19 protein-coding genes and 1 riboswitch are annotated in these 24853 nt (G+C 61.5%); of the genes, 9 read left to right on the forward strand and 10 right to left on the reverse strand.

Annotation, left to right across the window (positions count from 1 at the left end; genetic code table 11):
- Nucleotides 1-5: 5 nt before the first annotated feature.
- Entirely contained in the window at nt 6-1700 is a 1695-nt protein-coding gene (locus tag HT585_RS15150) for a M20/M25/M40 family metallo-hydrolase (protein WP_176353712.1), read from the forward strand.
- A 76-nt stretch (nt 1701-1776) separates the two neighbouring features.
- Nucleotides 1777-2838 (forward strand): ornithine cyclodeaminase, encoded by a 1062-nt coding sequence (locus HT585_RS15155; RefSeq protein ID WP_343213988.1) that lies wholly within the window; start codon nt 1777-1779, stop codon nt 2836-2838.
- Nucleotides 2839-2942: 104 nt separating this feature from the next.
- Here HT585_RS15155 and HT585_RS15160 read toward each other — a convergent pair whose 3' ends face one another.
- A complete protein-coding gene (locus HT585_RS15160; protein ID WP_176353714.1) occupies nt 2943-3617 on the reverse strand; it encodes a dimethylsulfonioproprionate lyase family protein in 675 nt (224 codons plus the stop codon).
- Nucleotides 3618-4095: 478 nt separating this feature from the next.
- Here HT585_RS15160 and alr point away from each other — a divergent pair, with 478 nt between their 5' ends.
- The 7 genes from alr to HT585_RS15195 all read left to right on the forward strand — a co-directional run bounded on the left by alr (nt 4096) and on the right by HT585_RS15195 (nt 13056).
- The gene (gene alr / locus HT585_RS15165) at nt 4096-5232 is read left to right on the forward strand and encodes an alanine racemase (RefSeq protein WP_176353715.1); all 1137 of its coding nucleotides are present in this window, start codon (nt 4096-4098) and stop codon (nt 5230-5232) included.
- Between the two features lie 914 nt (nt 5233-6146).
- Nucleotides 6147-7559, forward strand: a complete 1413-nt coding sequence (locus HT585_RS15170; RefSeq protein WP_176354189.1) for a solute carrier family 23 protein — start codon at nt 6147-6149, stop codon at nt 7557-7559.
- 85 nt (nt 7560-7644) lie between these two features.
- Nucleotides 7645-8250, forward strand: coding sequence for a nucleoside deaminase (locus tag HT585_RS15175; RefSeq protein WP_176353716.1), 606 nt, complete (start codon nt 7645-7647; stop codon nt 8248-8250).
- Between the two features lie 667 nt (nt 8251-8917).
- Complete coding sequence (locus tag HT585_RS15180; RefSeq protein ID WP_176353717.1) at nt 8918-9724, forward strand: FkbM family methyltransferase; 807 nt, start codon at nt 8918-8920, stop codon at nt 9722-9724.
- Between the two features lie 460 nt (nt 9725-10184).
- A complete protein-coding gene (locus HT585_RS15185) occupies nt 10185-10859 on the forward strand; it encodes a response regulator transcription factor (RefSeq protein WP_176353718.1) in 675 nt (224 codons plus the stop codon).
- The gene (locus HT585_RS15190) at nt 10856-12193 is read left to right on the forward strand and encodes an ATP-binding protein (RefSeq protein ID WP_176353719.1); all 1338 of its coding nucleotides are present in this window, start codon (nt 10856-10858) and stop codon (nt 12191-12193) included. The genes HT585_RS15185 and HT585_RS15190 overlap by 4 nt, the downstream gene beginning before the upstream one ends.
- A 224-nt stretch (nt 12194-12417) precedes the next feature.
- Nucleotides 12418-13056 (forward strand): outer membrane protein, encoded by a 639-nt coding sequence (locus HT585_RS15195; RefSeq protein ID WP_176353720.1) that lies wholly within the window; start codon nt 12418-12420, stop codon nt 13054-13056.
- A 161-nt stretch (nt 13057-13217) separates the two neighbouring features.
- Here the strand turns inward: HT585_RS15195 and HT585_RS15200 are convergent, their stop codons facing one another.
- The 9 genes from HT585_RS15200 to HT585_RS15240 all read right to left on the reverse strand — a co-directional run bounded on the left by HT585_RS15200 (nt 13218) and on the right by HT585_RS15240 (nt 24131).
- Nucleotides 13218-14750: an FGGY-family carbohydrate kinase gene (locus tag HT585_RS15200; protein ID WP_176353721.1), complete on the reverse strand. Its 1533-nt coding sequence runs from the start codon at nt 14748-14750 to the stop codon at nt 13218-13220.
- A 55-nt stretch (nt 14751-14805) separates the two neighbouring features.
- Nucleotides 14806-15648, reverse strand: coding sequence for a class I fructose-bisphosphate aldolase (locus HT585_RS15205; RefSeq protein WP_176353722.1), 843 nt, complete (start codon nt 15646-15648; stop codon nt 14806-14808).
- Nucleotides 15621-17369, reverse strand: coding sequence for a glycerol-3-phosphate dehydrogenase/oxidase (locus HT585_RS15210; RefSeq protein ID WP_176353723.1), 1749 nt, complete (start codon nt 17367-17369; stop codon nt 15621-15623). Before HT585_RS15210 ends, HT585_RS15205 begins: the two co-directional genes overlap by 28 nt.
- Before the next feature lie 12 nt (nt 17370-17381).
- Nucleotides 17382-18377 carry an aldo/keto reductase gene (locus HT585_RS15215; RefSeq protein WP_176353724.1) on the reverse strand — a complete coding sequence of 332 codons (996 nt, stop codon included), beginning with the start codon at nt 18375-18377 and terminating at the stop codon, nt 17382-17384.
- Nucleotides 18374-19384 (reverse strand): sugar-binding transcriptional regulator, encoded by a 1011-nt coding sequence (locus HT585_RS15220; RefSeq protein ID WP_176353725.1) that lies wholly within the window; start codon nt 19382-19384, stop codon nt 18374-18376. The genes HT585_RS15215 and HT585_RS15220 overlap by 4 nt, the downstream gene beginning before the upstream one ends.
- A 2-nt stretch (nt 19385-19386) precedes the next feature.
- Nucleotides 19387-20376 carry an ABC transporter permease gene (locus HT585_RS15225; RefSeq protein ID WP_176353726.1) on the reverse strand — a complete coding sequence of 330 codons (990 nt, stop codon included), beginning with the start codon at nt 20374-20376 and terminating at the stop codon, nt 19387-19389.
- Nucleotides 20377-20404: 28 nt separating this feature from the next.
- Complete coding sequence (locus HT585_RS15230) at nt 20405-21952, reverse strand: sugar ABC transporter ATP-binding protein (RefSeq protein WP_176353727.1); 1548 nt, start codon at nt 21950-21952, stop codon at nt 20405-20407.
- 66 nt (nt 21953-22018) lie between these two features.
- Nucleotides 22019-23047 carry a substrate-binding domain-containing protein gene (locus HT585_RS15235; protein WP_173421688.1) on the reverse strand — a complete coding sequence of 343 codons (1029 nt, stop codon included), beginning with the start codon at nt 23045-23047 and terminating at the stop codon, nt 22019-22021.
- A 196-nt stretch (nt 23048-23243) separates the two neighbouring features.
- Nucleotides 23244-24131 carry a LysR substrate-binding domain-containing protein gene (locus HT585_RS15240; RefSeq protein WP_176353728.1) on the reverse strand — a complete coding sequence of 296 codons (888 nt, stop codon included), beginning with the start codon at nt 24129-24131 and terminating at the stop codon, nt 23244-23246.
- Nucleotides 24132-24624: 493 nt separating this feature from the next.
- A riboswitch (cobalamin riboswitch) is annotated at nt 24625-24843 on the forward strand.
- Nucleotides 24844-24853 lie beyond the last annotated feature (10 nt).

The following is a 24853-nucleotide window of genomic DNA, read 5'->3' on the forward strand; positions in this document are numbered from 1 at the left end:
ACAGGATGACGACCTCACGACAGCAGAATGTTTCCCGAACCGGAACCCGGATCGACAGCAATCGAGCCCGGGAACTTGCCCTGCGCATAACCTCGTGGTCGAGCGAAACCGGCACGCCCGGTGAAGCCGGATTTGCCGATCAGTTGCACGGGCTTCTGAGCGAGCTTGCCTATTTTCGCGCGCACCCCGAAGATCTTCGCCTGGTCGAAAGCCATGGAGAGCCCCTCACCCGCAATGTCGTGGCGCTTGTTCGTGGCACGGGCAAGCGGACGCTGGTCCTGGCGGGACACTTCGATACGGTCTCGACCGACAACTATCACGAACTCAAACCGCTGGCGTGCGACAGCCTCCGACTGAAGGAAGCCTTGGTGGAGAGCCTCTCGGTTCGGGACGACCGTTCCGAACAGGAGGAACGGGCGCTGCAGGATCTGCTGAGCGCCGACTTCCTGCCCGGCCGCGGTCTGCTCGACATGAAGAGCGGCATCGCAGTTGCGATCGCCTGCCTCGAAAACTTCGCAGCCGACCCCGATCGCCAGGGCAATCTGATGCTGGTCGCCACGCCGGATGAAGAACGCGAAAGCCGCGGCATGCGCTCGCTGCGCGACGCGCTGCCGAGCCTCACGTCAACATTGGACGTCGAGATTGCCGCCGGCATCAACCTGGATGTGACGTCGGATCAGGGCGACGGCAGCGAAGGCCGCGCCGTCTATGCCGGTACGATCGGCAAACTTCTGCCTTTCGCGCTGGTGATCGGCTGCAGCTCCCATGCCAGCTACCCGTTCGAAGGCGTCAGCGCGCAGGCAATGGCCGCCGGAATTCTGGCCCGTCTGGAGGGCAATGCCGCCCTGGCCGACCGCGACGAGAACGATATTTCCCCCCCGCCGATTTGCCTGGAAGCCAAGGATCTGCGCGACGGGTATGAGGTAACCACGCCGGAGCGGTTCTGGATCGCCTTCAACTGGCTGTACCATGCCATGCCAGCCGACGACTTGTTCGCCCGCTTCAGGCAGGAAGTGTTATCCGGCGCCACCGAAGCGGTGGATCGCTTCGCTTCGCAATCCGCCGAGTATGGCAGGCTCGTCGGCAGAAGTGCGGGCGCCACGCCGGGCAGGCCACGTCTTTTGACCTTCAAGGAATTGCGTGCCTTGGCCAAGCAGGTTTGCGGCGAGGGCTTCGACGCCCTCCACGCGGCCAAGGAAACGTCACTCTGTGCTATCGACAACCCCTTGGTCTTCACGCGGCAACTGACGGAGTGGCTGGTTGGGATCGCCCGATTGTCCGGCCCTGCCATTGTCGTCGGCTTTTCTGGGCTGCACTACCCCTCGAGCCACCTGCGGCTCGATAAACCGAATGACCGCGCCCTGCATCAGGCCATCGAAAAGGCGCGTGCGGGTCTCGGCTCCGATCCTGACCGTAGCCTGGTCTGGAAGCCGCATTTCCAGGGCATCTCCGACATGAGTTTCCTGGGCTTGGCGGCGAGCGGCAGTGAGGTGGTTTCGGACAACACGCCGATCTCGCGGTTGATCGATCGTCCGCCGGAGAATGCGCTACGCTTCCCGGCCGTCAATCTCGGTCCCTGGGGCCGGGAGTTCCACCAGAAGTTCGAGCGCGTGCATGCCCCCTACGCGTTCGAGGTCCTCCCGGATCTCGTCTCCGAGATTGCCAGAACATTCCTCGCCGACGACGGCCACGGAAATTGATGCCGCCAAAGGGTGCGAGTGGGAACCACTCGTTGTACGCTGGTGCCGCGCGCCCGAACCAAAAGGATTGAACACAGTGACCGCTCATTCAAATCTGAACATCGTGCCGTTCGTCAGCGTCGACCATATGATGAGATTGGTGCTGAAGGTCGGGATCGAAACCTTTCTGACCGAACTTGCCGCAGTGATCGAAGACGATTTCCGGCGGTGGGAACAGTTCGACAAGACGCCGCGCATCGCCTCGCATTCCAAGGAGGGCGTGATCGAGCTGATGCCGACAAGCGACGGCACGCTCTACGGCTTCAAATACGTCAACGGTCACCCGAAGAACACAAAGGAAGGGCGCCAGACGGTTACGGCCTTCGGTGTGCTCTCGGATGTCGGCAATGGCTACCCCATGCTTCTCTCCGAAATGACGATCCTGACGGCGCTTCGCACGGCAGCGATGTCGGCGGTCGCTGCCAAGCACCTCGCTCGCGCGGACGCGAAGACCATGGCGATCATCGGCAATGGCGCACAGAGCGAGTTCCAGGCGCTCGCCTTCAAGGCGATCGTCGGCGTCAGCGAGCTTCGGCTCTTCGATATCGACCCGAGCGCAACCGAGCGCTGCGCCAGAAACCTCACCGGCAAGGGCTTTGCGATCAAGGCGTGCAGCTCCTCCCAGGAAGCAGTGGAGGGAGCCGACATCATCACCACAGTTACGGCGGACAAGCAGTATGCCACGATCCTGTCCGACAACATGGTCGGTCCGGGTGTGCATATCAACGCCGTCGGCGGGGACTGCCCCGGCAAGACCGAGCTGCACAAGGATATCCTGCTGCGCTCAGATATCTTCGTCGAGTATCCACCGCAAACGCGCGTCGAGGGCGAAATCCAGCAGCTCGATCCCGACTATCCGGTGAAGGAACTCTGGGAAGTGATCGCCGGCAAGCGTGAAGGCCGTCAGTCCGAGCGGACGATTACGCTGTTCGATAGCGTCGGTTTTGCCATCGAGGATTTCTCGGCGCTGCGCTACGTGCGCAGCAAGCTTCAGGAAACCGGGCTATACATCGATCTCGATCTGCTGGCCGATCCGGACGAGCCTCGTGATCTCTACGGCATGTTGCTGCGTTGTGAGGCGAAGCTGCGCGAGGCGTAGCATCGTCTTTCATATCGCGACCTGTAAAGACCAGACGGCCGAACCAGCGGGAGGCCACCCAACAGCAATCCAGAGAAGGCGAAGAGTTCCATCTCTGCCGCGGACTAGGATTGAGATCGAACGCGTTGGCACCAGAACAAGAGGAGCGGGTTTCCGGTACAGCGCATGGCGAGGTCGTTGCCCTCGTCGCTGAAGAAAATGCCACCCGGCGAGCGAACGGACCAATCGTCGTCGTTGAGGCGCACTTCGGCGCGCGACAACGCGAGAAAGACAGTCGGATGTTTCTTGCGATGATCCGGAAAGCGGCTATAGGGCGCCATGATCGTCGCGCCGATATGGACGTCGTCACGCTCCTCCATGCCGCCAGGTCCCACCATCAACGCATGGGCATGACCACGCACGAAGTTGATGCTTGCGAAAGGCCCCGTTCTCGACCGGTACCAGCGGAGGTCCGGCGCGATTTCCGCGATGGCTTTTCCGAGGTCCGTTATAGGTCCGCCCGCCTTGACTGCCACGGCCAAGGCCTCCGTGAGATATCCCGAGGCTGGCAAGGTGTTGCGGGCGACGCCAAACATTGAGGATGGCTTGGAAAGATCGTGGAAGATCTTGCCGGCGGTGTAGCGCGCCATGGACGGGACATCGTGAGCAAACAGAAGGTTGCCCGCTGCGTTGATCAGTCGCTGCAATGCGATGGGCCGATGTCCCCAAACCGAGATCGGCCCGTGTCCTTCAGGCGAAGGGTCGCAGTCGACCGCGGGAAGGGTAGCACGTGTCGTCATGTTGTGTTCCCTATGAACGGTGCGAACTCCATAGCTGCTACCAAAATGTGTCGCAACACACTTCGTTCACTGCACATTTTCCCTGCCCGCGTGATGGCCATCGGCAGGCTCTCTGCCGCAAGACCCGCCACCCCCTAAAGCTCTTCGACGCCAAATTGATTGCTCCATCAAGGGCGCTCGAACTCTTTGCCTGGTCACTCTCACGCCTTTGGGCCAACCACGCTGAGACCAATGCATCGCGCTCGGTTCGGCTGGCTGCCACAATCTGACGTCCACTGACAAACGGGCGTTTTCCTCCACAGATCAAGCGCCGGCGATCACGGAATGCTGTCATCGCCCACAGCAGATCCGCCATGCGCGATTATTCAGAATGTTCACGCTTTATTTCAACAACTTCGCAAAATCACAATTTTTGAACAATCATCAGCAAACAATTTGACGATTGTTTCAATAGGCTTTCGTCAACCGGGAGACGGAAATGGACATCACAATTTTGGATCGGCAGCCCAATCACCGATCGCCGAGTGCAGAAGGCATGCCAGGTTATCTGACCATCGATCTCGGCGCTCTCGCCCGCAACTACGAGAAGCTGGCGGTCGCCGCGTCGCCGGCGCGCGCGGCGGCAGTCGTCAAAGCCGATGCCTATGGGCTTGGCGCCAAACAGGTGGCCGTCAAACTCTACGCTCATGGCTGCCGCCACTTCTTCGTCGCCCAGTTTGGTGAGGCCCTCCACCTCAGGCCTTGCTTGCCGCTGGACGCGGACATCTTCGTGCTGAACGGCCTGCAGCCCGGCAACGAGCGCGCCTGCGCCGAAGCCGGCATCGTTCCGGTCGTCAATTCGCTGGAACAGCTGCATCGCTGGTCCGCGGCTGCCAACAGCCTCAAGGGCCGCCTGAGGGCCGTGCTGCAATTCGACACCGGCATGTCTCGCCTCGGCGTGCCGCCGGAGGAACGGTTGGCCCTTGCCAACGCAGTGAAGGACGCCGGCCTCATTGAAATCCTCTTCATCATGAGCCACCTCGCCTGCGCCGACGATGTCGAAAGCGCCCAGAACGATGCCCAGCTCGTCGAGATGAGCCGCATTGCGGCGGAATTCCCCGACTTCGACATATGCGTCGCCAATTCCGGCGGCATCTTCCTCGGCAACGCTTATCACCGCGCGCTCGTCCGCCCCGGCATAGCGTTGTACGGTGGCGCGCCAACGGCCGGCATACGAAACCCTATGGAAGCTGTCGTGCGGCTCGACGTCGCGGTGGTGCAGACACGCTGCGTCCCCGCGGGCGCCAGCGTCGGTTACAGCGGCGGCCATGTCACGACGGCGGAAACCCGCCTTGCAACCATTGCCGCAGGCTACGCCGACGGTCTTCCACGCAGCTTGAGCGGCAACGGGGCGGTCTACTGCGACGGGGTTCGGCTTCCGATCGTAGGACGCGTGTCGATGGACAGCATCACGATTGATATCTCCGCTTTGCCGGAAGGCCGGCTAAAGCTCGGCACGCTGGTGGAAGTGCTCGGCCCTAACCAGACACTCGAAGACGTGGCGCGCGATGCCGGCACCATTTCGTATGAGATTCTGACCGGCCTCGGCGGCCGTTACGACCGGAGATACGTCTGACCATTGCATCCTCAGCCGGCCCATCGAGAGGCTTGTGTTGATCGGTATCGTCGGCTTGCAGCAGGCGTGCCGAAGACGTGCCACAGCGGAAAACGGGGTTGCCGAATTGGCAAAGCGCCGAAGAAAGAGGTGTCGCCCTTATCACCGCGTCTTCCTTTGGCTCGCGGTTGCGATGCAAGACACACTCCAGGGAACAGACGGCAGCCTAGGCGCAACCCCACGCGTGTCAACCGCGCGCCGAACGTACGGTGGGCGACGGAGAAGGGGCACACGGGGTGCGAAAGACAACTCCCGTTGTCCGCCGGAACAATCGCTGCGGCATACTCTTGACAGGTTCTTCTAAAACATTGCAAGCTTAGTGACAGTGTAGGCTGACGCCTCACAATAGTCGCCCCGTTCAACGCAAGTTGATGACGATCCGGAGTTCGCACCTCCTGGAACAGGGTCCTAGCGAAACTGGCCAGCGGCCAGTTCAACTATGGAGCTGGTGGGGCATGGAGACCGATCTCCCCTTTCGTATAATTTTTTGCTTCGACCATGACTGGAAGACCCCGCTCGATGGCGGGTTAATCTATGGCTGCGACTGCATTGCCTCTCGGAACACACGTTCTTGTGACGCCTGTCACAAGGCCCCGGCAAGCATGCGTGAAAATCCGGCGGGGCGCCCCACCCCTGTTGCACGAAGAGACATCTCTCGCGCGCGTTCCAGCAACAACAATCGGCAACGCTCTCTGCATCGGGCATGAGCCCATGCTGCGGCAGGTGCCTGCGCCCCGATGGCTATGCCGAAGTGCCTGATTGAAATGGGGTTCAACTCGAAGCGCAACATCAGCAAAGGTATGGAGGAGTTTACCTTGGCGACCATAAAAGAGTGAAATGCATCAAGCAGGCGCCCGGAAGACGAAAAACTCGGCATCGGCGCCAATATCGCATATGGATTGCAGCACGTTCTGACGATGTATGGCGGCATCGTCGCCGTACCCCTTATTGTCGGTCAGGCGGCCGGCCTTAGCCCGAGCGACGTCGGCCTCCTGGTGACGGCCTCGCTTTTTGCCGGCGGTCTTGCCACGATCCTACAAACGTTGGGATTGCCGTTCTTCGGGAGCCGGCTGCCGCTTGTGCAGGGCGTCTCGTTCTCAGGCGTTGCGACGATGGTCGCAATTTCCGGCAACGGAGGAATCCCCTCTATCCTGGGCGCCGTTATCGCAGCGTCCATGATCGGGCTATTGATTACGCCTGTATTCTCAAGGATTACCCGGTTCTTCCCTCCCCTTGTCACCGGGATCGTCATCACCACGATCGGACTGACGCTGATGCCGGTCGCCGCATTCTGGGCGATGGGTGGCAACAACACCTTACCCGATTTCGGGAGCCCGGCGAATATCCAGCTGGCCGCCACAACGCTCGCCATCGTTCTGCTGCTCAGCAAACTCGGAAGCGCGTCGGTTTCAAGGCTCTCCATCCTGCTTGCGCTCGTGATCGGCACAGGCATCGCCTATGCCATAGGCATGACCGACTTCTCGCAAGTCGCAAACGGCCCCGTCTTCGCCCTGCCGGCGATATTCCATTTCGGTTATCCGACCTTCGAGATCGCCGCCATCGTCTCCATGCTGATTGTCATCGTCGTAACGCTTGTGGAGACATCGGCCGACATTCTCGCCGTTGGCGAAATCGTCGAAACCAAGGTCGATTCCCGCCGCCTGGGCGATGGCCTTCGAGCCGATATGCTGTCGAGCATCCTCGCACCGGTGTTCGGTTCGTTCACGCAAAGTGCCTTTGCGCAAAACGTCGGGCTTGTCGCCGTCACGGGTGTCAAGAGCCGCTACGTGGTGGCGACAGGCGGTCTTTTCCTTGTGGTCCTCGGCCTTCTGCCGGTCATGGGACGCGTTGTGGCAGCTGTGCCAAGTTCCGTTCTCGGTGGAGCCGGCATCGTCCTTTTCGGTACGGTCGCGGCAAGTGGAATACGCACGCTCTCCAAGGTCGATTACCACAACAACATGAACTTGATCATCGTCGCGACGTCGATCGGTTTCGGTATGATCCCCATCGCGTCACCGGGATTTTACGAACACTTCCCCACCTGGGTTGCGACGATCTTTCACTCCGGGATCAGCTCCGCTGCCCTGATGGCGATTGTCCTCAACCTGCTGTTCAACCATTTCAAAGCCGGCAATGCCGATCAGCAGTCAGTGTTTGTGGCAGGCACAGAACGGACGATCCGCTACAAGGACATCGTCCGGCTTCGTGACGGCGACTACTTCCTCAACGGCAAGCTTTATGACGAAAAAGGCATCGAAATACCGATGGTTCCTGAAGGCGCTCACTGAGCATTGCTTTGAAAGCCGGTTCCGGATCGAGCCCGAGGCCTTGGTCCGGATCCAGTTCATTCCCGACATTTCAAGGAGAAGAAGAATGTCAGAAGAAATCGAATCCGCACGTCTGCTCGACGCCCTGCTCACCGCCATGGAAGAGGGCATCATTCCCGCCACGGAGGCGGGCGTTGCCGCCGGCAACAAGATCTTCGGGGCGGCACTCCTGCGCAAATCGGACCTTTCTACGGTCCTTGTCGAAACCAACAACGAGACTGAGAATCCCCTGTGGCACGGGGAGGTTCATACCCTGAAGCGCTTTTACGAGATGACAGGTTCAGAGCGACCGGATTCCAAGGACCTCATTTTCCTGTCGACCCATGAGCCGTGCTCAATGTGCCTGTCGGCGATCACCTGGGCTGGGTTCGACAACTTCTTTTATTTCTTCAGCCACGAGGATTCCCGGGATGCATTTTCCATTCCACACGATCTGAAGATCCTGAAAGAGGTCTTCACCTTGGAGCCGGGGGGCTACAACCGGTCGAATGCATTCTGGAACGGGCAGTCGATCGGGGGGCTAATAGAGCGATTGCCCGAGCCGCAGCGTTCCGATCTGAAAGAAAGAGCCTCCGCAATCGGCCGGAAGTACGACGACCTCTCTGCCGTCTATCAAGCTAGCAAGGGCGGCAATGCAATCCCCCTCAACTAGAGCACGTCGCGATCTTTCAGATTCGCCTGGCGCGCTTTAAGGTCTTGTTTTCACGCATGTCGTTATCGCAAAACCGCTGCACAGTTTTGCGCGACATGCTTTGAGGCGTCGCACTCCGCCTTTTTGCGTCGGTTTCGATAGAAGCCGCTGTTGATGGGCTGACGCGTGCGTACGGTGTAGCTCTTGGTGGGCTACACCGAATTCCATGACACGCAACCCTCGCGCTGCGCCCGGTCGGTCATGTGGTCGCGGGCCAAGCGCCCCTCCCGCAATCATTGCGGCATAGCGTTCAAGGCGTTGCCACCTCCAGGTTTACTCGCCGGCAACGACCGGCAGATCGGCTTCCCCTGCATGATCTCCGTCGACGATCGCAAAGCGGCGATGACGCTGTTCACGGAACATTCCGATCGCAGAGTTGAGATAGGCGCGGCTCCTTCAACAGGTGCCGCACATATCGCCCAAACCCTTGCGCCTATCCTGTGCATGGTCCCCGCAAAAAGTTGCGGATATCAACCAATACGCGTATTCCTTCCGCGGAACCGCATTGACGCAACCTGCAAAATCGGCACAACGCGTCGAAGCTACAATCGGCTGGAATCACTCAACTCTTTTGGGGACAACTCGCAAGGGCATCCTAGACAGACTGCATCGTGGGGGCGATGGCTAGATGAAGATACTGAAACGCGTGCGTCAATCTATGATTGAGGGCCTGCCAAACCGGCATTTTGTCCAATTTACAAACGGCACCAGCGTATTGAAGGGCTACAGCCATCGCATCGCGATGCATAGCAACGATAATACGATGACGGTCATGGACGGAAGCGACAAGCTGCGTATTTGCCGCCGCGACCGGCTCTGGCTCTATAAGCGCGGTATCAGCGCCCGCGTGAACCAGCTGGCGGAATCCTATCTGCTTCATCACATCTCGGAACCCCTCCAGGGCGCCTTTATCGATTGCGGCGCTAATGTCGGCGAATTGGGTGCATACAGCCGCTCCAAGGGCCTGGAGTACCATGCCTTCGAGCCGGAGAGCCTGGAAGCGGACTGCTGCGACCGTAACAACTTCGGCGGCAAGCCCCAGACAAATCGCTTCGGGCTCTGGTCGAGCGACGGAGAACTGACATTTTACTCCAAGCCCGGGACTGCAGACGGTTCGCTTTTTGAGACCGAGCAATATGCCGACCGCTTCCAGGTCAAGGTCAGAAGCCTCGATAGCTATGCAGCTGAGACGGGCCTGACGAATGTCGCCATCTTGAAGATCGAAGCAGAGGGTGCGGAACCGGAAATCCTCGCTGGCGCTCGCAAAACCCTGAAGTCGACGCGCTATGTCACCGTGGATTGCGGCTTCGAAAAAGGGGTAGCAAAGGAAAGTACCCTCGTCCCGGTCTTCAATCTCCTGTTGGACGCGGGCTTTGAAGCGATCGACTGGAACCCGCGACGGGTGACGACTCTTTTCAAGAACAGGGCCACTTAAAGCCCGTCGCAATCTTTCAGATTCGCTTGGCGCGCTTTAAGTTCCTGTTTCCACGCATGTAGTGTCGCAAACCCACGGCACAGTTTTGCGCGACACTTTAGGTTCGACCATCGCATGACCAGCTGACTGATGCTCTCGGCGCATTCTCAAGTGATGTGCGCCGAGGAGCCTGTTGGAGCGCGGGGCATAAGAATTGCGGCGAATTCTTTCAGTGCTGCGACCAAACAAAACTCGACGCCAACGTTGCAATGGCCGCGATGTGCCACCGCCTTCTGGCCTCATTCTATCCATGCCACGTCCACCGGCGATCGAATATCGCAACCGCCAATGACGACAGCTGCGATTGCATTGCGTTTCCATTGAGGATTGTGCACTCGATGCGCGCACCAGCCGCAACCTTGCGGCAATGCTCCTCTATCAAATGTGCCGTCGTCGCACAGACACATTGGAGAATCGATGCATGCGCCTACTCCTTGTAGAGGATGAGCCCGAGATGGCTGCCGCGCTCGGCGTCGCCCTTGGTCGGTATGACATGATCCTTGACCACGCGCCGTCGCTCGATCACGCCATCGCCGCCATGGCCAATCAGGTCCACGACGCGATCATTCTCGATCGGCAACTGCCTGACGGCGACGGGTTGACGCTCATTCCGCGCGTTCGCGCGCTGAAGTCGGGAATTCCGGTGATCGTGTTGACTGCACGTGGCAGCGTCGACGAGCGGATCAAAGGACTGGACATGGGCGCCGACGATTATCTCGCCAAACCCTTCGCCGTCGAGGAGTTGCTGGCAAGGCTTCGCGCGTTGATGCGCCGTGCGCCCGATATCGCACCAATGACTGCGCGCATCGGCAATCTTGTCTTCGATTTCGATGGTCGGGAAGCCCGCATCGACGGCCGTGTCCTGGAGCTTCCGCGCCGCGAACTGCTCGTGCTGGAGGCGTTGGTGCGGCGGCACGGCAGAACCGTGCAGCGCTCGACGCTGGAGGAGTCGGTCTATGGATACGACGACGAGATCCAATCCAATTCGCTCGACGCACATGTTTCGCGGCTGCGCAGAAAGTTGCTGGAATCGGGTTCCGGCGTGGAAATCCACGGCATTCGCGGGGTTGGATATCTGCTGAGGACATTGTCGTGACCACGAGCGCCAACCACTCGCTGAAGAAGCGGCTGATCTGGCATATCCTGACATTTCAGGTGCTTTTGCTCGTGGCCGTCATTGCCGGTTTCATGGCCCTTTTGATCAGGGCCGATCTCGGCGGCATGATCCTCGACGCCGGTTCGGCATCGATCGCCGCCAGCGCCGTCGAGGTTGGCCCGGACCAGAAGCTGAAACTGAAAGACACGCCCGAACTGCGCGCCATGCACGCCGAGACGCCGGGCTTCTGGTTCGTCGTGCGCAACGAGCGCGGCGAGACGGTCCAAAGCGGACCGGTGCCCGACGCCTATCGCAGCATCGGCGAACATCTCGACCGCGTGACATTTGCCGATATCCGGGACGGTATGGCGCCTTACATGCTCTCGGCCATCGCCCGGGTGGTTCAGACCGAGAGCGGTACGTATACAGTCCTGACGGGCGGTGGACGCCTGTGGAGCGCCTCGTTCGCCGTGTTCTTCCTGACGAACCTGCTGCTGCTGCCGATCGTTCTGATCCTAGTTCTCATCCCTGCCTTCGCCATTCCGATCATCGTGCGCCGTGCCTTTGCGAGCCTTGCCGAGGTCGCCGACCATGCCAGAAGCATCGATGTCGACCGTCGCGGCGCCCGCCTGCCCGACGGTCGCGTCCCCGGCGAAGTGCGCCCGCTCGTCGAAGCGGTCAACGGCGCACTGCAGCGCCTGGACGAAGGTTACGAACGACGCCAGCGCTTCATCATGGCTGCCGCCCACGAGCTTAGAACACCGGTCGCAATTCTGCAGACGCGTCTTGAGGGCATGGACTTCGGCCCGCTGCGCAGCCGCCTGCTGGTTGACACCGCCCGTATTGCCGGGCTTGCAGAACAATTGCTCGACCTTGAGCGCATCGATCGCGACAGCGCTCACTTCGCCCCAATCGACCTGGTCTCGCTCTGCCGGGATGTGGCGGCCGACCTCGCACCTCTCGCACTGTCGGCCGGCTGCGACATCTCCTTTACGCACGGCCCCGAACAGGTCCGTGCGCGCGGAGACGCGGGCGCCCTGGAGCGTGCCGTCACCAATCTGGTGCGCAACGCGATCGAGCATGCGGGCGGCCTGATTTCCATTCACGTCGAACGTGGCGGCATCATCGAGGTGAGCGACGCAGGTCCCGGCATTCCCGAAAGCGAGCGGGAACGGATCTTCGAGCCATTTCACCGGCTGCAACCGCGCGACCACGGTGCGGGACTTGGGCTGCATCTCGTCAGCGAGATCGTCAGCCGCCACAAGGGGCACATATCGGTGGTCTGCGCGCAGACTGGCGGTGCCTGCTTCCGGATGACCCTTCCTGCGGCGTGAGGCGGGCGCGAGCGTCAGCTCGCCTTAAGCCCCGCCACAAAAGCTAACAGGTTATTAATAATAAAATCAGCACTTTAATCGACATTTGCAATGTTGATGCAATCCGCGCGGCGCACAAATGCGCACATCTTCCAGCGTCGATGATCGTGCCAGCCCGGCGCGAAGCAAAGAGCGAAGGTGAGAGCGCCGCAACCGGCGCCATGTGCAATCCACGGAGCAACGCCATGCAGCAACATTACAAGTTTTCCCTCTGGCTCAGTATCGCCTTCCTGGCAACAGCCGGTATGCAACAGGCACAGGCCGCCGACCTCTATTCGCCGGAACCGGCTTCTTCCTACCAGGATCCACCGGCCTTCAACTGGACTGGTGCCTATGTCGGCGCCCATGGCGGCATCGGCTTTACCGGCACCCCCAATCCGTTTGCCGACCGCAACGGCGTCGCCCTCGGCGGACAGGTCGGCTACAACATGCAGATGGGTCCAGGCATCGTCGGCGCTGAAATCGAAGGGTCCTATCTCGGCGACACCGAGCACAAGGTCAGCGGTGGCAAGCTCAAGGAGAAATGGCGCGGCGCGATCAAGGCGAAGGCCGGCCTTTCCTTCGACCAGACACTCGTCTACGGCACCGCCGGTTACGCCATGACCAGCTACAAGAAGTGCGGTGGCGTCCAGAACGATGTCGGCTTCAAGGGCGGCTATCTGCTCGGCGCCGGCGTCGAGCAGGCCTTTGCCGGCGGCCTGTCGGCGAAGATCGAATACAACTACATCACGACGCCTGATGTGCGCACCAACACGGCCTTCGGATCGAGCGAGAAGGACATCAACAGCCATGTCATCAAAGCCGGCGTGAACATGCGCTTCTGATGCTTCTCACCTGATCCCTGCGCCGTTGCCCATTCCTCCCAGGGCGGCGGCGCTCAGATCGAAGTGGAACGACCAAGGCGATGGCCGGCTCGCGGCCCTCGCCTTCACTTTTCGGCCTTCCGCTCAGTTGACGGCAAGGTTGTCGACCCGTCCCGCCGCGCCTAAGCCGCAGCTTCCGAAACCTCGACGTCGGCATTCGAAAGCCGACGCCAAATCGGCGCCATTGCGTCGGCAATATCCCGATAAAGCTCGTAACGTCGGGTGTAATGGCGCGCCATGGCCGCGTTCGGCCGATAGTGACGCTCCGTCTTCACCATGGCTGCCGCACCTTCCGAGAAATCGGCAAAGATACCCGCCCCGGTGCCAGCAGCAATCGCTGCCCCCAGCGCACCGGTTTCGCGCGAACGGGCAACCGACACCGGAACCCCAAGCACGTCGGCAAAGATCTGCGGCCAGATGAGGCTGCGCGATCCGCCACCCGAAAGCACCGCCTCGTCGAAGGTTGCGCCTGCCGTACGCATGGTGGCGATGTGCTGGCGATGACCAAATGCGACACCTTCAAGAACCGCACGTACGAGATGCCCCTTCGTGTGCCAGCCGGCGACGCCGTAGAACCCGGCGCGCGCATTGCCGTCCTGCTGCGCGCCATAAAGGAACGGATGGTAGATGGGGTCGTTGGCGGCAGGCTCGATCTCGGCTGCAAACGCGCAGCAGACATCGTAGGGCGAGCGGCCGTCTTCGATGCCGTGATCGGCGAAGAACTCGCGCACCAGCCACTCGAGGTTGGCGGCAGACGTCGCGCTCGATTCGATGGCCATGTATCGGCCGCGGTCGAAGGTGGACGACATGAAGACCGGACCGGAAAGATCAGGACCATCGATGATCACCTGGTTGATGCTCCAGGTCCCGGCAATGATGGAGGCAGCGCCCGTGCGCGTCACGCCCGAGCCGATGGCAGAAGCGATGACATCGAAGAGACCGCCGACCACCGGCGTGCCCGCCGCAAGGCCCGTCTGTGCTGCCGCCTCCGGCGTCACCGTGCCGACGACATCGGCACTTTCGGCGAGATCCGGCAAAAGACCGGTTGCCTCGCCGAGGTCGAAGGCGGCCATCAGGTCGCGATCGTAGCGCCGGTTGACAACGTTCAAGAGGCCGCAGCCGGTCATGTCAGAGACGTCGCTGACCCGCTTGCCGGTCAGGCGGTTGACGATGAAGTCCTTGCACAGAAACACCGTGCCGATGCTGGCGAAGGTTTCCGGCTGGTAGCGCTTGAGCCAGGCGAGCAGCGTCGGCGTCTGCGACGGCCATGGGCGCTGCCGGCCGATGGCATAGGTCCGGTCGCCGACGCCTTGCGCCTTCCATTCGTCCACGAGCCCGGCCGCACGGGTGTCGAGCGACTGGATGCCGAGAAGCGGCTCTCCGCCCTGATCGAGCGCATAAAGCCCGTTACCGTGCCCTGCACAACCGATCGCGACGATCTCGTCGGCGCGGATCCCGGCCCGCTCGACACATTGGCGGATGACTGCCCGGGCATGGGTCCACAGCTCTTCGAGCCCCCGCTCGACATGCCCGGGCCGCGGAACCCGGCTGTGCCCCTCCTGCGCAGCCGCCGCGATCTCATTGCCCTCGAGGTCGAAGATCACCGCCTTGATGACAGTGTTTCCGGCGTCGAGTCCCAAAAGATAGTCTGCCATTGAAGAACCCCTCCCAAGGTTCGCATCGTCATCCTTGTACCAAACTGAGCTGATCTCAGCCCTTCTGATACAGTGCAAAAGCGGCCTCGCCATCGGCGTCGTCGTGCACGATGGCCATCAATCCTCGGACGACGGCGCTCGGGTTTGCATGCTGGTAGATATTGCGCCCGTAGACCATGCCGACGGCACCCTGCCGCATCAAGGCCGCAGACTTGTCGAATACGGCACGCAAGTCTTCCTTGCCGCCGCCGCGCACCAGAACCGGGCAGCGCGCCGCCTCCACCACACGGTGGAAATCTTCCGGATTGGTCGTCGGGTCGGCCTTGACGATATCGGCGCCCATTTCGCGGGCAAGCCGTGTCAACGTGACGATCTTTTCCGCATCGCCATCGACCATGTAGCCGCCGCGCTCGGTGACCGGCTGCATGACCAGTGGCTCGATCATCAGCGGCATGCCGTATTTTTCGCAATCGGCGCGCACGCGGGAAATGTTGGCGACGCACTGGCGGAAGAGATCCGGCTCGTCCGGCAGCATGAACAGGTTGACGACCACGCAGGCGGCATCCATCTCCAGTGCGCCGATCAGCGGCTCGGCCTCGTTCTGCAGCACCGCCCACATGTCGCGGTGGCGAATACGGTTGTAGGGATTGCCCATGTCGATGCGCATGACCAAAGCAGGCTTGTCCTTGCCTGGAAGGTCCTGCAGCAGATCGGCCTGACCGTAATTCATCTGGATCGCATCGGGCCTGGCCTCGACCAGGGCCTTCACCACAGTCTCCATGTTCTCAAGGCCGTCAAGGAAAGACGGTTCGTTGCAGACGCCATGGTCGATGGCCACGTCCAGGCAGCGTCCTGCGCCAAAAAGACGGTTCATCCGGACCTTGCGGTTGTTTCGCATAATGCACTCCTTTGTTCGTTCCGTACGGAAAGCGTGTCTTCGTCTACGCCGTGGCGTTCGTGGAGAAGGGTGAGAAAACGGGCGCGCTCCTGCGCTTGGCGAGCCACTGGCCAGCGTTTTTCGGCGGCCAGAATAGCGAGCACGGCGTCCGTCATGTCGAGCGAGAGTTCGCCAGTGATTGCCAGCGTCGTGCGGCGAAGCAGGAGGTCGTCGAGGTGCTCGACCTTTTCGCTACGGATCAAAAGCTGGATTTCGCGCGCCGAATAATCAGCATGCGGAAGCGGTGCGTCAGGTGCCGCCACAATGAAGGCTGCGATGCGCTCGGCGTCCGTGCCATAGCGTTCGAACAGCGTTCCGATGCGTGTCGATGAAAGCCCTGTCGCCGCTGCGACCCGGACAATCCAGGCCTCGCGATCGGCCGGAAAATCCCGACCGCCGCCTATCGCCCGGTCGGCGGTAGCCACGCGGCGAGGCTGCGCCAGCCGTTCCAGCACAAGATCAGCCGCCAGCTCGCCGAAGGAGCGGAAAGTGGTCCATTTGCCGCCGATCATGCACAGCACCGGCGGACCGGCATCGGCGGTCTCGACGAAGGTGCAATAGTGATCGCGCGGAATGCGGCCGGTAAAGCTGTCCTTGCTTGCCGGCAGCGGCCGGACACCTGAGAACTGGAAGACGATCTCTTCGGTTCTGACCTTGATCGTTGGCAGGACGAAGGCGAGCGACTGCAGGATGTAGTCCCTTTCCGCAGTCTCGCAGCGAACCGTTTCCGGATCATCGACGCGGATGTCGGTGGAGCCGACCAGCACCTTGCCGAGATAGGGAAACAGGATGCAGATGCGCCCGTCCTCATTCTCGTAATAGATCATGTGGCCATCGAGCGCGCGGGTCAGATCGTCGTTGTCGATGATCAGGTGTGACCCCTTGGTTCCGCCCATCAACGGCGCGGGTCGCGCGGGCTCGGAGAACAGGCTCTGATTGGCGATGTCGATCCAGCCGCCGGTCGCGTTGACGATCAGTGTCGGCTCAATCGAAGTCTCCGTTCCTCCGATTGTGTCCTTGATCACGTAGCGTCCCGGGGCGGTCAGCCTGAGTTCGGCATAGTTGAGGGCACGCGCCTGGGAGCCGGCCGACAGCCCATCCTCGAGCAGTTCGATGCCGAGGCGCTCGGGCTGGCTGACCCAGGCGTCGTAATAGGTCGCGGAATTCTTGATCGCCGGATTGAGCGCCGGCCATCGGCCAAGCGTCGAGCGCCGCCCGCGAAACTCGTGGCGGGGCATCAAGGCGCGCTTGCGCGTCAGGAAATCGTAGATGGCGAGCCCCGCCTTGATGACGACAGCGCCGCGGCGGCTTGGCCGGCGGGAAAGACCGAGGAACCGCACGGCGCCATTGGCGATGCCCGAGAAGACATCGAAGACGGGAACGGTCGTCGGCAGTGGGCCGACATAGTGCGGCGCGTTGCGCAGGAGCCGGTCGCGCTCGACCAGCGATTCCCGCACCAGGCTGAATTCGCCATTTTCGAGGTAGCGCAGGCCACCATGAACCATGCGCGACAATGCCGCGCTGGCGCCGGAACAGAAATCGTGTTTCTCGACGAGCACGACATTGACGCCCTGCAGCGCCAGCTCGCGAAAGACGCTGAGGCCGTTGATGCCGCCGCCCAGCACGCAGACGTCCACCTTCGGGCTCTGGCTGAGCCCGTCAAAGATCTCTTCTCGGTTCATGATGGCGGTCCGTTACCTATCCATGTGGGCGAGCTTCGCCGCTATCGCTTCGTCGATCGCCGCGAGATTTGGGCCATCGAGCCGGATCGTGCCGGCACGGGCATTGTCGAGCGCCTGCGCCGGGTTGCGTGCACCGCAAAGCGCAAAGGTGACGCCGGGCTGGGCGAGCGTCCAGGCAATGACTGTCTGCGCGATGCTGGCGCCATGCTTTTCCGCAATCGGACGGATCGCTTCGGCAAAGGCCGTCGCCTTCTCGCGGTTGCCGACGGAGAAGCGCGGGTTGTCGCGGCGCTGGTCGTCGCCCGAAAACACCCGGTCAGGACCGACGGTACCAGACAAGAGACCCAGGGCGAGCGAGGAATAGCTGAGCGTCGCGACGCCGTTTTTCGTCGTCAGCGGCAGAAGCTCAGCCTCGATCTCGCGATCGATCATGCTGAAGCGCTCCTGGATCGCATCGAGACGGCCCGTGGCAATATAGGCCTCGAGTTCGGACCGGTCGACGTTGCTGGCGCCGATCGCGCGGATCTTGCCGGCATTCTTCAGGTCTTCCAGCGCCCGCACCGTTTCCTCGATCGGCGTCGTCGGATCCTGCCAATGGGTGATGTAGAGATCGATGTAGTCGGTCCCGAGGCGCTTCAGGCTCTCCTCGACCTCGTGGACAATGGCGTCGCGGCCGAGATAACGATGGACCGGCTTGCCGTCCTGGTCGAAGAAATGCCGGCCCTTCGTCGTATGCCAGACGAGGCCGCATTTGGTGGCGATCACCGCCTTGTCGCGGCGACCGGCAAGCGCCTTGCCAACAATTTCTTCCGAGCGTCCGAGGCCATAGGCAGGCGCCGTATCGATCAAGGTCACGCCGGCATCGAGCGAGGCCTGGATGGCGGCGATCGATTCGGCCTCATCCGTTCCGCCCCACATCCAGCCACCGATCGCCCAGGTGCCGAGCCCGACGGCGGATGCCTTGACACCGGAGCGGCCGATCTCGCGCGTCAACTGTTCACTGCTCATGCCGAAAGTCCTTTTTCGCTTGCCATGGCAAGGATGCGCTCGCCGGTCGCCTCGTCGGTCACGAGTGTATCGAGATGCCTGCCGCGCAGGACGCTGAGGATCGGCCCGGCCTTGTTCGGTCCGCTCGCCACCCCGATCTTGGTCGGGATCGATGCGAACTCGTCGAGGGTGAGCGAAACCAGCGAACGGTTGAGGCTGTAGTCGCAGACCCGGCCCTGGTCGTCGAGCAGGTGCGCGAGCAGCTCGCAGCTTGCACCGGAGCGCTTGATCGCGTCACGATCGGTGCTCGAAGACGGGTGCAGATCGTAGTAGCTCGAATCGTCGGAAAGGATCGAGCCGATGCCGACGATTGCGACCTTGGCTTCGCGGGCACGTTTGAACACATCCGCTACCGAGCGCATGTTGATCAGCATGGCGCGCTCCGCCGCACTGTCGGCAAAGAGCGGCGCATGGATCTGATAGGACCTGCCGCCGAGCCTGTCGGCCATCAGCGTCGAGACGTGGTTGACGTCGGTATAGTGCTTGCCCTGCACACAGCCCGTCGCCGGGATCACCTCGATATCGAGGCGCCGTGACGGATGCAGGCCGGCCACGACGGCGCTGACACCCTTGCCGCCGGTGATGCAGACGGTATCGCCGTCGGCGATCTCCTCCATCAGCAGGCGGGCCGCCGCCTCGCCCACCGCCTGTAGCGCCGTCTGCTGGTTATCCGACACGGTCGGGACGACGACGGCGCGGCTGATGCCGCCGAGCGCCAGCAATTGCTCTTCCATGTCGACCAGCGGTTCGATCGGAGACTTGATCTTGATTTCGACGAGGCCGAGCTGGCGCCCGCGTTTGATCAGACGATTGACCGTCGGCTGGGAAATGCCGAGCCGGTCGGCAATCTGCGACTGGGTCAGACCTTCGAGGAAGTGCAGCACCAGCGCCTGGTGCATCTGCCGGGCGACGACGAGTTCCTCGCGGGCGTTGGAGATGATGTTCTGATTGGAATTGGCGATCGGCATGGTCAGATGGCCTTCCGCTTATGCAGGAAATGATCGATCGACACGGCAGCCAGCAGGATGCAGCCCTTGATCATATCCTGCCAATAGACCGAGACGTCGAGTAAGATCAGCGAACTGGTGACGACGGACAACAGAGCCATGCCGAGAATGGCGCCGAAGATCGTACCCGATCCGCCGTTGAGCGAAGCCCCGCCGATGACGGCAGCGGCAATAATGTTGAGTTCCATGCCGACGCCGAAGGTGGGCGTGGCTGCGCCAAAGCGCGACATGTAGATGACGCCGGCAACACCTGCGAGCGTGGAGCAGAGCACCGTCACCCAGAACTTCACCTGCTTGGTCTTGATGCCGGAATAGAGCGCCGCCTTCTCGTTGCTGCCGGTGTAGAACACCTTGCGAAAAGCCGTTGCCCGGCGCAGCAGGAAGTCGAACAGGACGACGACCGCGACGAAGATCAGGATGACGTAGGGAATGCCATTGAACGTGCCCTGGCCAACCGCCTTGAACGATGCCGGCAGGGTGAAGAGCGATAGCGGCGTGCCCTTGGTGATGACGAGGCAAAGCCCGCGCACGATCACCATGGCCGCAAGCGAGGTGATGAAATGGTTGAGCCCGACCACGGTGACGAAGAAGCCCATGATCGCGCCGATGAGGCTGCTTGCCAGGATGCCGAAGAGCGAGGCCGTCCAGGGATCGACGCCGGCGAGGAACAGCGAACCGGCCAGCACCATGGCGAAGCAGACGACTGAGCCGACAGCGAGATCGATGCCGCCGACGATCAAGAGGATCGTCATGCCGACGACGACGATGCCCTCGACCGAGAAGCTCATCAGCATCGCGCGCATGTTGCCGAAGGTGAGGAAGTGCGGCGAGGCGAAGCTCATGATGACGCCGAGCGCGAGGATGATGGCGATCAGCCCTGCCTCGCGCATCGTGCCGATCCGTCGCCAGGCCGGAACCTGCACCTGCGTTGCAACCACCGTATCGACTGCCATTTCCGCCTCCCCATTCACTCTGCTTGTCTCAGGCAACATGCTCGGCCGCCTTGATCTTTTGTGGTTCGCCATGCGGCCCGACCCCGGATGCAAGGCGGATCACCGCCTCTTCCGTCATCTCGGCCTCGCCGAGTTCGCCGGCAATGCCGCCTTCGCGCACGACCAGAACCCGGTCGCATAGTCCCAGAAGTTCGGGCAGTTCCGACGAGATGACGACGATACCGATGCCCGACCGCGCGAGATCGCGCAGTAGGCGGTGAATTTCCGATTTGGCGCCAACGTCGATACCGCGTGTCGGTTCGTCCATCAGAATGACCTTGGGCCTCACCGCGAGTTGTTTGGCGATGGCCACCTTCTGCTGGTTGCCGCCCGAGAGCGACGACACCGGCATGGCGATACCGCCCATGCGCACGCCGAGACGCCGGGTGAAATCGCGGGCGAGATCCGCTTCCGCCTTCGCGTTCATCAGGCCTAGCGGCCCGGTCAGCGTCTTCAGGTCAAGCACCGAAATGTTCTGGGCGATCGACATGTCGACGAACACGCCGGAGCCCTTGCGATCCTCCGAGAGGTAGACAATGCCGGCATCGACGGCGTTTCTGTAGTTGCCGATCGTCTGTTTCTTGCCGTGCAGCAGCACGTCGCCGCGCACCTTCCGGCGCAGGCCACAGATGGCTTCTGCGATCTCGGTGCGGCCGGACCCGATCAGCCCGCCGATCCCGAGGATTTCGCCCTTGCGCAACTCGAAGCCAACACCATCGATGCGTTCGCCGTCGCCAAGGCCGCGGACCGACAGGATGACCTCGTCGGACTGTTCGCCCTGAGCCTGTTTCGGCGGATAGAGCTGGGTGATCTCGCGACCGACCATCCGGCGGACGACATCATCGGGCGTCACGTCGGCAATACGCTCGGTCGAGACGTGGCGGCCGTCGCGGAAGACGGTGACGCGGTCGCACAGGCTGAAGATCTCTGCCATGCGATGGCTGATATAGATGATGGAAATGCCCGCGGCCTTCAGGTCGCGGATGATGCCGAAAAGCGCCTGGGCTTCCGCCTCCGTCAGCGCCGCCGTCGGCTCGTCGAGGATCAGCACCCGGCAATCGAGGGTCAGCGCCTTGGCGATCTCGACCAACTGCTGGCTGGAAATAGAGAGGTCGGCGACCTTGCGGCGCACGTCGATCGGCGCCAGCCGGTTCATAACGGCCTGCGCATCGCGGGCAAGCGACGCATAGTTCATCAGCGGCGAGCGCCGCCGGTTGGTCGCGGCCATGAACATGTTTTCCGCCACCGTCGCATCCGGGCAGAGCGCGATCTCCTGGTGGACGAGGCCGATGCCGAGCGACTGGGCCGCGGCCGGCGAAGCGATCTTCGTCGGCGTGCCATCGACGAGGATTTCGCCCTCGTTCGGCTGCAGCACGCCGGCGATGATGTTCATGAGGGTGGATTTGCCGGCGCCGTTCTCGCCGCAAAGCGCATGGATCTCGCCCTTTTCCAGGTTGAAATCCACATTGGTCAGCGCCTTCACAGCCCCGAAGTGCTTGGTGACATTGCGGACCTGAAGGACCGGCTGCGATATCATCGCCTTCTCCACTCTCGATGCTTCGACCGGCTATCCGGACATCCGGATAGCCATGTCAAAAGTCCCCTACTCGTCAATGCCCTTGGTGCCGCGGCGCTTCAGGTACTTGTCCCAGTAGAAGTCGTCCGCATTGGCGGCGGTGACGATAGAGAGACCGTTATCGACGAAGGGAATGCTCATCGGGTTGAAGCCGGAACGCTTGGCATCGTTCATCGGGTCGATGAGTTCAGGGTGCTTGGCAAGCCACAGCAGCATGAAGCCCATGTAACCCTGCATGCCCTGGTTCGGATTGATCGAGCCGAAGACTTCGCCGGCCTTGATCATGTCGAGGATGTTGGCGTTGACGTCCGCGCACATGACGAGAACCTTGCCGCCGCTTTCCTTGCTCGCCTGTGCCGCACCGATCGCGGAGTTGGCTTCCGGCATGAACACAGCACCGAGGTTCGGATTGGCCTGGATCAGGCTCATCAGACCCTGGTAGGCCTTGTTCGGGTCCTGGTTGGAAGCTGCACGGCCGACGAGTTTCATGTCGGGCCATTTTTCAGCCATGCGGCCGACGAAAGCCGTGATGCGCTTGTCGTGGTTGTCCTGGCCGGGATTTTCCAGAACGGCATATTCGCCCTTGCCACCCATCTTCTCGGCAATCGCATCGGCGGCATAGACGCCTTCGCGGTTGTTGTCCGAGGTGATGAACGAGATGCGCTTGGAGAGCGGAGAGTCTGCCGCAAACGTGACGACCGCCGTGCCCTGATCGATGGCGCGGTTGATCGGCTCGATGAACGGATCCGAGTTCATCGGATGAACGAGAATGCCGGCCGGGTTCTGCGCCAACGCCTGATCGAAGGTGGCGATCTGCTTGTTGACGTCATATTCCGGCGTGCCGGTATATTCGGTCTCGCAGCCGAACTGCTGGCCGGCCTGCTTGAACATTTCATAGACCGGGAACCAGTATTCGACGCCCGATACCATGACGTTCATGACGTATTTTTCGCCGGGTTCGCAGCGAAACGGGTTGGCCGTCTCCGCGCTGGCGGGGCCAGCCAGAAACGTCGTTGCAATGACCGCCAGTGCGGTCGTGCTCAAAAAAGTGCGCAAGCGTCCTCCTCGAGGCCGAAGCCCCTCCCAAAAACCAATCGTGCCGTCAGAAATGACCGCTGATGTGTGAGTTTGCCGGAACTCCTCCTCGACTTCCGACTGTCGCGATTAAAACGATGACCAAGGCTCATGTCAATATAATTCATGCCATGAATAATAATTCATGGCTGTGTGTATTTTGCCGCTGTCGCCGCCGTCACTCCCCCATCGCCGCCGCCAGCTGCGCGTTCGAAGCAGCCGCTTCGGCGATGATCCACTCGCGGAACGCCTGGATTTTCTTCTGACGCCGGTGGCTTTGAGGATAGACCAGCCAATAGGCGCGGCCGTCCCGGACCACATGGTTGAACGGCCGGATGAGTTTTCCGCTGCGAAGCTCCTCGATCAGAAAGGTCGAGACGGCCATGGCAATGCCGTGGTCGAGCAATGTCGTCGCCACGTCCATTGCCTGGACGTCGAAGATCAGCTCGGTGCCGTTGCTGGCCGGCGGCTCCACGCCGGTTTCGACCATCCAGCGCCGCCACCAGCTGGCGTTGCCGAACCGCCTCACCTTGAGGACGTCGGCGGGATGCTTGAGCTGATGTTTTTCCAGGAAGGCCGGCGTGCAGACCGGCAGGTATTCGATCGGGAAAAGCGGAAACACGTCATGGCCCGGCCATTCGCCGTTACCGCTGCGCACCACCAGATCGATCGCATCGCGCTTGAAGTCGATCAGCTCGGTCGACATGTGCACGCGAATGCTGATGTTCGGATGGGCCGCCTGGAACGAGGCGAGCCTTGAGCCGAGCCAACTCGAGACCACCGTCGGGAGCACGGAGATGTGCAGGTGATGTTCGGTCTTGTCGGCAATCTCGGAAAAGGCCGTGCCCAGGAGATCGATGGCTTCCGTCACTTTCGGCGCGAGCTGTCGTCCGGCAGCCGTCAGCCGCACTTCCCGTGGCAGGCGGACAAAAAGAGCCGTGCCGGTGCGGTCCTCCAGCAGCCGGATTTGATAGCTGACGGCCGCCTGCGTCATGCCCAGCTCCTGCGCGGCGCGGGTGAAACTCAGGTGCCGGGCAGCCGCTTCGAAGGCGCGCACCGCGCTCATGGGGGGAATCTTGCTCATGCGTTGAGATAAGCATTCTTTATGGCAGCATGCGAGAAACCGCTTTGCGCGAAACCATGAAAATCCTCAATTTTCTCGCGAACACATCACCGCAGAACTGAAGGGGTTAGCAATGCTCAGTGCACTGCGATCGATCATCCACCATGTCTGGACCTTGGCCAAGAGAGCCGCCGACACCACGACAACAGTCGACACATTCAGCGAATTCCAGCTGAGGGACATCGGCCTGACGCGAGACAATGACGGAATCCGGGCACGCGCCGGCGACATCGCCGTCCCATGGCAGTGGGTCGCGGATCCCAATCCCGGCGACGCCCCCTCGCTGCAGGTAACACAGAACGCTAGCGTCTCTGTGCAGACAGCGCCTCATGACGCCGTACCGCGACCTGTCGCCAAAGGATTACCCTGTCCGTCGAGGAGTAAAAATAAAGACATAAACATTTCTTTATGCGATTGACCTGCCCGCCTTTGCGGGGCATTGTCACACAATCGTGGTTCTGCGGCTCGTCTCACGGCGGGCCGGAGCTAAGAGGGAATTCGGTGCGGCGCCGCAAGGCGCTCATGCCGGAGCTGCCCCCGCAACTGTAAGCGGCGAGCGGCCGTCCAATGATGTCACTGAGGAGACGCCTCGGGAAGACGGGACGGTTCGTATTGACCCGCAAGCCAGGAGACCTGCCGCGATCGATAACGTCCACGGGCGGGGT

This window comes from Ensifer oleiphilus (genome assembly GCF_013371465.1).
GTDB lineage: Bacteria > Pseudomonadota > Alphaproteobacteria > Rhizobiales > Rhizobiaceae > Ensifer > Ensifer oleiphilus.